The 12354-nt window shown below is 74.0% G+C and carries 12 protein-coding genes; 4 read left to right on the forward strand and 8 right to left on the reverse strand.

Annotated elements, in window-relative coordinates; genetic code table 11:
- Positions 1 to 21: 21 nt before the first annotated feature.
- From AC27LF_RS09130 to AC27LF_RS09165, 8 genes are all read right to left on the reverse strand, one after another.
- Positions 22 to 1128: a substrate-binding domain-containing protein gene (locus AC27LF_RS09130; RefSeq protein WP_479662280.1), complete on the reverse strand. Its 1107-nt coding sequence runs from the start codon at positions 1126 to 1128 to the stop codon at positions 22 to 24.
- 107 nt (positions 1129 to 1235) lie between these two features.
- Positions 1236 to 1607, reverse strand: a complete 372-nt coding sequence (locus AC27LF_RS09135; protein ID WP_479662281.1) for a DUF2255 family protein — start codon at positions 1605 to 1607, stop codon at positions 1236 to 1238.
- Between the two features lie 291 nt (positions 1608 to 1898).
- Positions 1899 to 2366 carry a hypothetical protein gene (locus AC27LF_RS09140; protein ID WP_479662282.1) on the reverse strand — a complete coding sequence of 156 codons (468 nt, stop codon included), beginning with the start codon at positions 2364 to 2366 and terminating at the stop codon, positions 1899 to 1901.
- Between the two features lie 665 nt (positions 2367 to 3031).
- Positions 3032 to 4186, reverse strand: coding sequence for a PP2C family protein-serine/threonine phosphatase (locus AC27LF_RS09145; protein WP_479662283.1), 1155 nt, complete (start codon positions 4184 to 4186; stop codon positions 3032 to 3034).
- Between the two features lie 58 nt (positions 4187 to 4244).
- Positions 4245 to 4628 carry a DUF1190 domain-containing protein gene (locus tag AC27LF_RS09150; RefSeq protein WP_479662284.1) on the reverse strand — a complete coding sequence of 128 codons (384 nt, stop codon included), beginning with the start codon at positions 4626 to 4628 and terminating at the stop codon, positions 4245 to 4247.
- 149 nt (positions 4629 to 4777) lie between these two features.
- On the reverse strand, positions 4778 to 5293 hold the full coding sequence (locus tag AC27LF_RS09155) for a flavin reductase family protein (protein WP_479662285.1): 516 nt from the start codon (positions 5291 to 5293) through the stop codon (positions 4778 to 4780).
- Between the two features lie 449 nt (positions 5294 to 5742).
- A complete protein-coding gene (locus AC27LF_RS09160; protein WP_479662286.1) occupies positions 5743 to 6714 on the reverse strand; it encodes a DsbA family oxidoreductase in 972 nt (323 codons plus the stop codon).
- Positions 6711 to 7169: an RrF2 family transcriptional regulator gene (locus AC27LF_RS09165; RefSeq protein ID WP_479662287.1), complete on the reverse strand. Its 459-nt coding sequence runs from the start codon at positions 7167 to 7169 to the stop codon at positions 6711 to 6713. The genes AC27LF_RS09160 and AC27LF_RS09165 overlap by 4 nt, the downstream gene beginning before the upstream one ends.
- Before the next feature lie 297 nt (positions 7170 to 7466).
- On the opposite strand from AC27LF_RS09165, the gene AC27LF_RS09170 reads away from it, so the two are divergent.
- The 4 genes from AC27LF_RS09170 (at position 7467) to AC27LF_RS09185 (ending at position 12158) form a co-directional block, all read left to right on the forward strand.
- Positions 7467 to 8003, forward strand: a complete 537-nt coding sequence (locus AC27LF_RS09170; protein WP_479663361.1) for a cupin domain-containing protein — start codon at positions 7467 to 7469, stop codon at positions 8001 to 8003.
- A 594-nt stretch (positions 8004 to 8597) separates the two neighbouring features.
- Positions 8598 to 10175, forward strand: a complete 1578-nt coding sequence (locus AC27LF_RS09175) for an ABC transporter substrate-binding protein (RefSeq protein ID WP_479663362.1) — start codon at positions 8598 to 8600, stop codon at positions 10173 to 10175.
- Positions 10176 to 10236: 61 nt separating this feature from the next.
- Complete coding sequence (locus AC27LF_RS09180) at positions 10237 to 11265, forward strand: ABC transporter permease (RefSeq protein WP_479663363.1); 1029 nt, start codon at positions 10237 to 10239, stop codon at positions 11263 to 11265.
- 2 nt (positions 11266 to 11267) lie between these two features.
- Positions 11268 to 12158 (forward strand): ABC transporter permease, encoded by an 891-nt coding sequence (locus tag AC27LF_RS09185; protein WP_404026750.1) that lies wholly within the window; start codon positions 11268 to 11270, stop codon positions 12156 to 12158.
- Positions 12159 to 12354: the final 196 nt, after the last annotated feature.

Consider the following 12354-nt stretch of genomic DNA (forward strand, 5'->3'; position numbering starts at 1 on the left):
GAAAATAAACCGGTCAAACGCTCAGTCGTCGTTCGCGGTGTGCGCGGCGGTCGAGCCCCGCACGACCAGCTTCGGCAGCAACGCGACGCGCCGCACCGACCACGCGGCCCCGCGCGCCTTGTCCAGCCGCTGGAGCAGCAGCTCGGCCGCCACCCGGCCGACCTCGGCCTTCGGCGGGGCGACCGCCGTCAACGGAATGGTGCCGATACCGGCCACCACATCGTCGTACGCCACCACCGAGCAGTCCTCGGGGACCCGCACCGCGTTGTCGGCGTTCTCGGCCAACTGCTGGATCATCATCAGCGCGTCGACGTCACCGTGCAGCACGGCCGCCGTCGCCCGCTTCTCGCGCAGCAGCGTGGACAGCTCCGCGGTCTGCCGGTCCGTGTACGGCCCGCCCTGGCCGGCCGACGGCGAACTCAGCGCCCACGCCCAGTCCTCCACCAGCGGATGCGCCTCGGCGATCTCCGCGAGCGCCGCCCGCAGCGTCCGCGCGGTGGGACTGTCGTCCCGGGTCGCGAACACGATCCGCCGGTGGCCGAGCGCCACCAGGTGCTCCACCGCCAGCCGCGCGCCGTGCCGGTGGTCCGAGCACACCGAGTCCACGGCGGACAGCGCGCTGCCGGGCCGGGGCCGGCGCTCCATCAGCACGGCGGGCACCTCAAGCGCGGCCAGCCACGCGTAGTCGGCCTCCTCCGCGGCGAGGGACCGCCAGCGGGGCGCGAGCAGCAGGCCCCGCGCGCCGTCCGCGAGCGCCCGCTCCACGAGCGGGCGCTCGGCACCGGCCGCCTGGGGCGCGATGTGCAGCGCGATGCGCACCCCGGCCTCCTGAAGCACGGTGCGCGCGCCGTGCAGCGTCTCGTACAGATACGTGTGCCGCTCGGGCACCACCACGGCGACGGCGTCCCCGTCCGGGACCTCGCCCGGCGGCAGCGGCTCGGGCAGCACGGACCGGACGACGCCGTGCCCGCGGCGCAGCCGGCCCGCGCGGGTCAGCTCCTCCACGTCACGGCGCACCGTCACCACCGACACCTGGAGCTCCGTGGCGAGGTCACTCACCCGTGCGGCGCCCCTGGCCTGGACCGCGGCCAGGATCCGCTGCCGCCTGACGTCGACCGGCTCCCGCATGAGCCCTCCCACCGTGCGAGGCATGTTCGTTTGAACGATGCGCGCATCATAACGATCGGGTGCGGGAGCACGCGGGTTCGGGGAGGTTCACACGGGACGGGCACCGGTCACCGGGGAAGGAGCTTCAGCGTGGTGCTCCGGGCGGCCACCATCGGGTCGACATAGGCGCCGCCGTAGCGGCCGTACTTCGTGCGGTACGCCGTGTCGATGCGGTCGTTGACGGCGGAGTCGGCCTCCTCGGCGAAGGCGACGTCCCGGTCGACACCGCCGGAGCGGATATGGCCCTCGTGGCTCGCGCGTGCGGTGCGCCACCACACGCCGTCGTCGCCGCGGTAGGAGCGGACGTAGAGGTCGTCGCCGTCGCGCACCACCCACACCGGCACCGGCGCGCGCAGCGTGCCGTCGCCGCGGGCCGGGGCCATCTGGAGTTCGTCGGCCGTGCCGATCCTGGTCAGTTCGTCGCTCGTCCATCCCGTCATCGCGGGGGCCTCCTTAGGAACGTCGGACACGGAGGTGGCCGGGGAAAGCCGGGGATTGCCAGGGAAAGGGGTGTCTTCCCCGACCGGGCGGCCTGCGAACGGTGCCGCACTCACCAGCATGACCAGCGACGCACCTCTCCACGACCGGGGCGGGCGCGCGCCGCGGCGCATTCCGCGGGGATCCTCCCCGGCGTCGCGACGAGGGCGTGCCCCTGCCCGGGCGATGTTTCCGGCCGGTGGCGCCGAAACCGTCCGTCGAGCGAGGTCAACGGAGATCGATTCAGTGATCCCTCAATGCCGGAACTTTCGATGGATCTCCGGATCATGCGGAGCCTTCGCGGCCTGCGTACGGGCGGCATCGACGATCAAGCGCACGGCGTCCGCCGGGAGGTCCAGGTTCTTGGCCAGCCAGGCGGCGTCGGCACCGTGCAGGGCCAGGATCCACGCCGCGTACAGGCGGTCCGCCGAGACCTCCTGCGACGCCGCCCGGGCGACCCGCATCGCCTCGTCGGGGAAGCCGTCGAGGGTGTGCGGCGTGAACCAGGTCGCGTCGACCGGGCCGGCGGACGGCGGGTGCGGTGATCGCCCGGGCCGGGGCCCGCCGCCCTGCCGCAGCCGGGTGACGAGGGCGAGGGCGACGGAGGCGACGGCGACGACCGTCGCGGCCACCCCGGGATGCTGGGTGGCCGGCGCCCAGATCGGCGGCAGACCGAGAGCGACGGCGTGCGCCAGGTGCGGGGAGTCGAGCAGCTGCCACATCGGAGCCTCCCTTCACACCACCCATGCTCGCGCCGTCGCGCCGCCGCTGCACCAGGCGGCCGTGCCGGGTGCCCTGGGCGCGGATCGGCCGGGGGCGGCGGCGTGGTGGCGGGCGCGCAGTTCCCCGCGCGCCCTCAGGGTGCTCGGGGCGCGACCCTGACCGACGCCCCCCTCACGGACGTGACGCTCCACCGACTGCGGTAGCGCTCCGCTGGTCGGGCCGCGGTGTGTCGTCGGTCGGCTGCGGCGTCGTCGTGGCTGGTCGCGCAGTTCCTCGCGCCCCTTTGGGGTGCTGCTGTGCGGGCGTTCAGTGGGGGTGGCGGGATCGCAGGCATCTGCGCATGCCTGTGGTCCGCTGGGAGTGCCGTGGTGTGTCGTCGGTTGTCCGCGGCGTCGTCGTGACTGGTCGCGCACGTACGGTTCGGGGGTGCCTCGGCGGTGTCGCACGTCCGGCGCCCGGTTCGCCCGCGCCTGCCCCGACCGGCGCAGGGGCATGGCCATGGCCGCCCGACCGGGCCGGCGTCCGGGGGCGGCGCTCCGCCGCGGGCGCGGGCCGCCGTGCCCACGAGGGCGCGACCGCCCGCCCACACCGGTGCCCGCCGAGCGGCGCCATGACTCGGTCCGGGGCGGGGCGGCCGGTCGCCGGAGTGCGGGCGGGCGGTGGTTCACCGGGCGTGGGGGAGCAGCCGGGCCGGTCCGGTGAGGTGGTCAAGGGCCGGGGCGCGGCGGATGGCGATCAGGGCGGCGTCGTCGCCGAGCCGGCCGCCGGTGTGGGCGAGCAGATCGCGCTGGATGTGGTGGAGCAGCGACTGCGGGGAGTGCCCGGCCCACTGGGCGACGCGTTCCGCGAGGGGGTAGAAGGCGCCGCCGCGGTCCCTGGCCTCGACCACCCCGTCGGTGTACAGCAGCAGCGTGTCCCCGGCGGCGAACGGCAGCACGGCCACCGAGATGTCATCGGGGCCGGTCAGACCGACCCCCAGCGGAGGCGAGGGGACCAGTTCGGGGGCGGTCACCGGCCGGCCGGCGGTCAGCAGCAGCGGCGCCAGATGACCGCAGCTGGTCAGCCGGACGACGGGATCACGGTCGGGGATCTCCAGCAGGAGGACGGTGGCGAAACGCTCACCCGCCTCGTCCGCGGGCTCGAAATCGGCCAGATACCGGGTCACGCTCTGTTCCAGCGAGACGGCCAGCTCGGGCAGGGCCGCGTTGTGGTGCGCGGCCTCGCGGAACGCGCCGAGCAGGAGGGCCGCCTCCCCGACGGCCGACAGACCCTTGCCCCGTACGTCACCGATGACCACCCGGGTGCCCTCCGCGTTGCGGGCCGCGGCGTACAGGTCGCCGCCGATCTCCGCCTCCTCCTCGGCGGCCATGTAGACACAGGCGAGCTGCAGGGTGCCGAGCCGCTGGGGCAGCGGCCACAGCAGCACCCGCTGGGCCGCCTCGGCCACGGACCGCACCTGGGCCAGTTCGCGGGTGCGTCGCTCACGCACCGCGCAGAACACCACGATCAGCAGCGAGAGCACGACCAGGGCGACGATCTGCACCAGGATGTTCCGCGACAGCAGCATGCCGGAACGCCAGCCGATGAACGCCTGGGCCGCCGCCGCGGTGGCCCCGATGACCCCCGTCACCCCCGGGCCCTCGAACCACGCGGTGACCGCGGGCGCGATGACCAGCAGGGGGCCCAGCACGATGTCCGCCGGTGACACGGTGTCGGCCACGGTGATCACGACGATGAGTCCCACCGGGACCAACAGCAGCAGACGGCTCGGCCGCCACGGCTGCCAGGGCCGCGCGAACAGCTGCTGCGAGGAGAACATGTCTCCCACAGTGCACCGCGTCCGACAGGGGCGCGAGCACGGACGCGAACCGGCCCGGTCAGGACGTCATCACCAGCCAGGTGCCGCCCAGCGAGGCGACGTACAGCGCGGCCCCGAGCGGCAGGAACCACCACGGCGAGCCGCCGCCGCGGTGCACGACGAGGCCGGGCACCACCGAGGCGGCCACCGCCAGGGCGAGACCGAGCCAGGGCAGTCCCAGCATCGTCAGGACCCCGGCCGTCGTGCACCGGAACGCCGGGTTCTGGGACGAGCAGTCGTCCGTGGCGAAGATCGAGATGTAGAAAGCGATCGCGTCGATCAGGGCGCCGCAGCCGGCCAGCAGCCCCACCACGGTGAGGTAGGCGGCCGGCCACCGCCCGCGAGCGGGGGCCATGGCGTAGGCGTGCCGGTGGTAGTCGTAGTGGTGGCCGCCGGCGCTCATGGTTCCCCCGAAGTCCCGCGGGCCGCACGTCCGTGGCCGCCCGTCGGGACTGACCGTAGGAGCCGCCGCGGCCCGTGTCCTGAGCACGCGTACTCAGTCCGCCTGGGGACAGCCGGGACGGGTGGTCGGGCAGTCGGGCAGGCGGGTGGTCAGGCGAGCGGCAGCGCCGAGGCGAAGGAACCCGCGTGGTGGACCAGCGGCGTGGCCTCGTCGACGACGGTGCCGTCGTCGACCTGGCCGACCACGAAGAGGTGGTCGCCGAGGGTCTGGCGCGAGGTGACCCGTGCGGTGAGCCAGGCGCTCACCCCGTCGAGCAGGGGCACTCCGGCGGTGCCGCGGCGCCAGGGGACATCCGCGAACCGGTCGATGCCGCTGGTGGCGAACCGGTCGGCGAGGGCGGTGTCCCCGGTGCCGAGCAGGTGCACCGCGAACCGGTCCGCGGCCCGTACGGCCGGTGTCGCCGACGCCGTGAGTCCGACGCAGAAGGAGACCAGGGCCGGGCGCAGGGACACCGAGGTGAAGGAGGTCGCGGTGAAGCCGGCCGGGCCGGGGACGGTGATCACGGTGACGCCCGCGGCATGGCGCCGCAGGGTGCTGCGCAGTATCTCGGCGGATTCGGGACCGGCGGCACGGGGATGGAGGCGGGGGCTGGCGGAGGCGGTCACGCGGCTTCCCTTCGGGCAGTACGGCGGCCGGCCCGCGGAGCGGGCCGGTGCGGGACAGGACGGAGTGGTCGTCGACCGGCACGGGCCACCGACGGCGCGGCGGCGGGCCGTCGGTGCGGGGGATGCGGGTGTGCGGTCCGGTGGGCGCGCGGCGGTCGTGCCGGTCGGCGCGGTGGGCAGCGGTGTCCGGGTACGGTCGTGCACCGGGTGGGGTGGGGCGGCGCGGGTCCGCGGCGCCCGCGTCCGGGCGGATGCCGGGGACGGCCGGCCGGACGGACGCGAGGGGCTGGTCCCGCCGGGACGCCCGGGCGCCGGGACGACGCGGTCGCTCAGCGACAGAGGGCGCTGGAGGTGCGGCAGTGGTCGACGTGACGACAGGCGACGCCGGGGTGCAGCGGATGCATGGTCCACATCCTCACGTCGCCGTCACGGCCCTGTCAATGGACACCTCATGGTGTCTCATTCGCCGAGACCGCCCCCGCCGCCCGTTCTCCCGTCCCGGCCGGCGCCTCCGGGTGCGGCTCGCACAGCGCCGGATGGCAGGCCGCCTCCTCCGGATGAAGCCACAACACCCCGTGCGCGGTGGCGAGTTCGACCGCGCCGGCCGGCGGGGTGCGGCCGCCCGTGAGTAGTTCGAGCTCGGGCAGTGTGAGGGTGCGCCACCGCTCAAGCGCCGCCTCGGCCCGCACCGGTCCCGCCGTACGCAGTGCGGTGCCCGCCGCTCTCTCGGCCGCCTCCAGGTAGGTCGGCGCCGGACGCCAGCCCGGCACACAGACCCGTCCTCCGGGGCCGTCGAAGAGCAGCGTGGGCAGCGCGTAGCGCATGCCGTCGGCCAGTTCCTTGGCCCGGCCCGGATGGGGTCCTGGGGCATCGAGTTGCCGCACCTCGTGGCACGGCCTGCGAGTCTCAACGTGGTCGGCCGCGACGGCCGCCCGTGCCCCGGCCGAGGCCGAGTCGGCGCGCAGCACATCGGGGTCGAGCCCGGGAATCCCGCGCACCGCCCAGGCCACGCCCGCCGCCGTGTCCGCCGGCGTCCCCGCGACGAACGTGCTCTCCCGCAGCCGGCGCAGCACCCGTTCGGCCGGCTGCGCACCCTGCCGCTGCGCGGCCTTGGCGGCGAGGGAGGCGGGCCAGCTCGTCCGGGTCAGCCAGTGCAGCCGCGCCGGGCGCGGGGCGCCGGTGTGCGCGGTGACGTCCCGCACGAAACCCTCGTACCAGCGGGCCTCGGCCGCGGGGTCGGGCGCCGGATCGTCGGTGTCGTCGAAGAGGATGCCGAACACCCGCCGCCACCGCAGCTGGTCCCCGAAGACCGTGCGCAGCAGCCGTACGACGGGCTCGGAGCCCCAGGCCCACGGGCAGGCCGGGTCGGTGAACTCGGTGACCGCGACCAGGGGTTCGGTGTCCGGCGGCGCGTCCGTCATACGCCGACCGCCCGCCGCGGGGCCCCGGCGCCGGCCTCGTCCGGCGCGCCCGCCGCGCCCCGCAGGGCGAGTTCGGCGATCGTGGTGCGCCGCAGCAGCGCGAGGGCGACGGCCTCCACGTCCTGCCACACGCCGGGCACCGCACGGCCCGTACCGGGATACACCAGGTCGGCCGGTGCCTCGTCGCGCACCGTGAAGAACGTCCCGTCCACGGCCGTCATCACCTCGGCCACCGTGATCCGGTCGGCGTCCCGCCCGATCCAGTAGCCGCCCTCGCAGCCGCGCTGGCTGCGCACGAGTCCGGCGGCCCGCAGGTCGCGGAAGACGGACTTGAGGAACCGGAACGGGATCTCTTGGGCCGCGGCTATCCCCTCACAGGTCAGGGGACGCGTGCTGTCCGCGGCCAGCTCCACCAGGGCCCGCACCGCGTAGTCGGCCTTCGCCGAGATATGCATCTGCACCGTCTTCCGTCTCGTCGGTCGCACGCCGCGGCGCCGGACCGCGTCCCGGCCGCCGAACGGGCGAGCCGGCATTGGACACATCTTGACATCCATTTGGCGGGCTCTCTACCGTCACCGCAGGATCGTGCGCGTACGCGCCGAGCGCCGGACGGCATCCGCGTCGCCGCGGTCGGCCCCACGGCCCATCCGTCGAGGCCGCCCGAGCCGCCCGAGCCCCCTGATCCGTTCCGTCCCGGCCGCGCGTCCCGCCCGGCCCGGCCGCCCCCGCACCGTCGACGAGCAGGAACCGCCATGACCTCGCACGAGACACCCCCCGCCGCCGAGCCCCGCCCGCAAGGCGGGCGCGACGCGTTCCACCCCGACCTCACCCGGCCCGCCGGCCCCGCCCGGCCGCTGCGGGCGCGGCTGCACCACATCCGCGCCGACGCGCTCGACGACGGCACCGCGCAGACCGAGGGCATGCGCCGCTTCGCCGCCATCAGCGGGGCCACCGTCGGCTCGGAGCGCATCTGGATGGGCCAGACCCATGTCTCGCCCCGCACCGCCTCCTCCAACCACCACCACGGCGCCTCGGAGACCGCCATCCATGTCGTCGCGGGCAACCCGGAGTTCGTCTTCCTCGACGACTCCTGCGGGACGCCCGAGGAGATCCGGATCCGCACGGCACCCGGCGACTACGTCTTCGTACCGCCGTTCGTGCCGCACCGCGAGGAGAACCCCAGCCCCGACAGCGAGGCGGTCGTGGTCATCGCCCGCAGCACCCAGGAGGCGATCGTCGTCAACCTGCCCGAGCTGTACGTGCTGGGCACGGAGCAGCAGCCGGAGTGACGCCGGGCAAGGATGCCGCGAGGTGTCGTCTGCCCGCCCGCCCTCCGCCCACGGGCGCCGTCCGCGGCGCGCGCCCCTGTCCGTACGGACGCACCAGCCCTCTGGCTTCGGTCAGGGGGCTTCTCCTGTGCCGCCCTCCCGATCCGGTCCACCGAATGAGACATCAATTGGTGTCCATTGACAGTGGCTTGCGGCTGCCCCCAGGATGAACAGCATGCTCACGACGCACCCCGGTGTGGTGTGCCGCTACGTGGACCTGCGGCGCACCTGTAGCGCCCTCTGTCGCTGACCGCCGTCCACTTCCGCCCACGGACGCCGACCGCCGGCCGCCGCCCACGCCCGCGCCCTACGAGGCGAGCGCGTCCGTCATCCCCCCGTCTGCCGCCCACCGCCGCACGGCACACGCCCGGCCACCGGTAGCCGCCCTGCGGTGAACTTGCCCTGCCCGCCGTCCCGGTGGCGTCCGACGTGTGCCGCCAAGCCTCCCCGGCCCCGCCCGCCCGGGTGCGTGCCGACGCCCGCACCCGCCACGGCGGGCCGTCCCGCGCGCCCGGACCGCCCGCCCCGGCCCGGGACCGTCACAGAAAGAATGAGATGCCCGCACGAGTCACCTTCCGCCGCCCCGAACCCGGCGCCCGCCGCGGCGCCGAACCGCGCCCCGGCCGGCTGCGGCCCGCCGCCCTCGCCACCGCCTTCCTCGCCCTGCTCACGCCCGCCCTGAGCGGCTGCGGCGGCGACACCGCCTCCGCGTCCGGCAACGCCACGCTGAAGTGGGCCTCCTCCTACTTCCCCGCCCACTGGGACCCGGTGGTCTCGGGCAGCGGCGCCCAGTTCCGTGAACTCGCGCTCGTATACGCCTCGTTGACCCGCACGGACGCGAGCGGAAAGGCCGTCCCGGACCTCGCCGAGAGCTGGAAGTACAACGCCAGGGGCGACCGGATCACCTTCCACCTGCGCCCCGGCCTGAAGTTCAGCGACGGCACGCCCCTCGACGCGAGCGCGGTCAAGGCCGCCGTCGAGCGGGCCAAGAAGCAGCAGAACTCGGCGCTCTTCGGCGACCTGACCTCCATCAAGTCCGTCGACGCCAAGGGGCTCGACGCCGTGGTCCACCTCACCCAGGTCGACTACCAGATCCCCCAACTCCTCGGCGAGCGCGTGCTGCAGATCGCCAGCCCCAAGGCCGCGGCGGACCCGTCGAAGCTGGACCAGAACCCGGTCGGCGCCGGACCGTTCGTCGTCGAACAACTGGTGCCGGGCACCAAGGTGCTGCTGAAGAAGAACCCGGACTACTGGGACGCGAAGAACATCCACATCGACAACGTCGAACTGACCTCGGCCCCCGACGCCGCCACCGTGGTCTCCGGCCTGCAGACCGGTGTCTACAACTTCGCCGACATCGACCCCAGCCAGGCCAGGTCGGCGAAACAGGCCGGCCTGGACGTCTTCATCCAGCCGGGGTTCAACGCCTCCAACATCAGCCTCAACGTCAACAAGGCGCCGTTCGACGACGACAAGGTCGTGGACGCAGTGCGGCACGCCGTCAACCGCAAGGAATTCGTCGACAAACTGACCTTCGGCTACGGGGAGGCCACCGACCAGCCGTTCCCGAAGGGATACGTGGCCTACGACCCGCGGTCCGCGGACGCCTACCCCTACGACCCGGCGAAGGCGAAGCGGCTCCTCGCCGAAGCCGGCTACCGCGGCGGCGAACTCCGGCTCGACCTCGTCATACCCTCCGAGGACCCCGCGGCCGAGATCGTCCAGTCACAGCTCGCCGCGGTCGGGATCAAGGTCACCATCAAGATCGACAAGAACTGGGCCACCCCGTTCTTCGCCAAGGACCTGACGTTCTCCCTGTACAGCACCACGGGCCGGGACTCCGCCGTGCAGACGCTCACCGCCCACTTCGGCCCCGACGGCCCGCTGAACCTCAGCTCGCCGTACCAGCCCGCCGGTTTCGAGGCGGCCGTCGCCAGGGTGCGCCGGACCCCGCTGGACGCGCCCGCCTACCCGAAGGTCCTGCAAGCGGCGACCCGCGCCGGTCTGCAGAGCAGGGCGCTGGTGTTCACCTACTCCTCGCCGAACCTCTTCGCCAAGAGCAAGTCGGTCTCCGCCCTGCCGAAGAACCCGGCCCACCTCGACTGGACCGGCGTGACCATCGGCGGCAGCTGACCCGGCCCCCGCCACCGACAACCCGTCCACGACAGACAGCAACAGAAAGGGGGCGATCCCCATGACGACCACCGCGGCACCGGCGACACCGGCCCGCCGCCGGGGGGCCGCCGCGATCCGGGCACGGCACACGCTCGGCCGCGTCCTGGCCACCGTCGCCCGGTCGGTCGGGATCTTCGTGCCCGTGTTCCTGGTCGCGACGTTCGTGACGTTCGCGCTCCGGTCGCTGAGCGGGCTCAGCCCGGCACGGATCCAGCTCGGCGAGGAGGCCACCCCCGAGGCGATCCACCGGGTCGAGGCCCAATGGGGGCTGGACCGGCCGTTCCTGACGCAGTACTGGGACTGGTTCACCGGGGTCCTGCACGGACAGCTCGGCGCCAGCTGGGTCAACGGCGCCGACATCTCCACGCTCATCGGCCTCGGCCTCGGCGTGAGCCTGTCGATCGCGACGTTCGCCCTGATCCTCGGCGTGCTCGTCGGCTTCGTCCTCGGCACGGTCGCGGCGCTGCGCCGCACCACGTGGATCGACCGGGCGATCACCGGGTTCGTCACCGTGATCTCGGTGATGCCGGCGTTCGTCGTCGGCATCGTCCTGGTGGCCGTCCTCGCGGTGGGGCTGCACCTGTTCCCGTCCGCCGGATACGTACCGGCCCGGCAGGGGATCGGCCCCTGGCTCGCCCACATCACGCTGCCCGCGCTCGCCCTCAGCCTCGACGTCGTCGCCGACGTCGCACGCCAACTGCGTACGAGTCTCATCGCCGCCTACCGCGAGAACTACGTGACCGGAGCGGTCGTCCGCGGGCTGAGCCCCCGGCGGATCTTCTTCGGGCACGTCCTGCGCAACGGCCTCGGGCCCGTGCTCGCCACCCTCGGCCTGAAGTTCCCCGCACTCGTCGGGGCGTCCGTCGTGACGGAGTGGATCTTCGGCCTGCAAGGCTTCGGCCGGTTCGCCAACGACTCCGCGCAGGCCGGGGACGTGCCCGCCGTACAAGGGGTGCTCGTGGTGTCGATCGTCCTGGTCGTCTCCTTCAACCTGGTCGTCAACCTCGTGCTGGCGCGGGTGACGCCGGCCGCCCGGCGGGGGGTGTGACCATGGTGCGCCGTGTCCTCGCCCTGACCTCCGCCCGGATCGCCGTCGGCATCCTCGCCGTGATCGCGCTGCTCGCGCTCCTCGGCCCGCTGCTCGCCCCCCAGAACCCCCTGGCCACCAGCGACAACACGCTCGCCGCCGCGTCCGGCGCGCACTGGCTCGGCACCGACTACCTCGGCCGCGACGTGCTCAGCCGGCTGCTCGACGGCTCCCGCGTCAGTGTGCTCGGATCGCTTGAGGTCGCCGTGATGGCCCTCGTCGTCGGCGCGGTCCCCGGCATCCTGTCGGTCTACCTCGGCCGGGTCTTCGAGTGGGTCACCCTGCGCCTCGCCGACACGCTGGTCGCACTGCCGTTCCTGCTGTTCGCGGTCGCCGTGATCGCGCTGCTCGGCAACGGCATCACCCAGGCCATGCTCGTCACCGGCGCGCTGGTCTCCCCGCTCTTCTACCGGGTCGCCCGTGCCGCCACGCTCTCCGTCGCCCGCTCGCAGTATGTGGAGGCGGCGCTCATCTCCGGCGCGTCCATCGGCTGGGTGGTGCGCCGGCATGTGTGGGTCAAGGTGCTCCCGCCCCTCGCCGTCGCGTTCGCCCAGACGATCGGCGTCGGCTTCGTCATCGTCTCCAGCCTGACCTTCCTCGGCATCGGGGTGCAGCCGCCCGAGCCGACCTGGGGCGGGCTGCTCGCCTCGGACCTGGGCTATCTCAGCCACCAGCCGTGGGCGCCGGTGGTGCCCGCGCTGCTGATCATGGCGACCGTCTGGGCCGCCAACCTGCTCGCCGACGCCATCCGCGACGTCTCCGGCGAGGCGGGGCGCGCACTGGTCAACTCCCGCAAGGCCCGCGCCAACCGCCGCGCCGCGACCGACTCCGTCGCCACCGGAGGCACACGATGACGACCCTCCCGAACAACACGAACGCCCTCCGGGACACCCCGCGCCCCACCGGCGCCGCCGCCGGACCGGCTGGCGCCGGTGGTGGGTCGCATGGCGCTGAGGTCGAGTGGGTGGGCGCCGGCGACGATCCGGGTGGCGGGGCCGACGGGTTGGACGGTGCCGCTGGTTCGTCGGCTGGTTCCGGTGGCCGGCCGGT

Source organism: Streptomyces diversicolor (assembly GCF_057537855.1).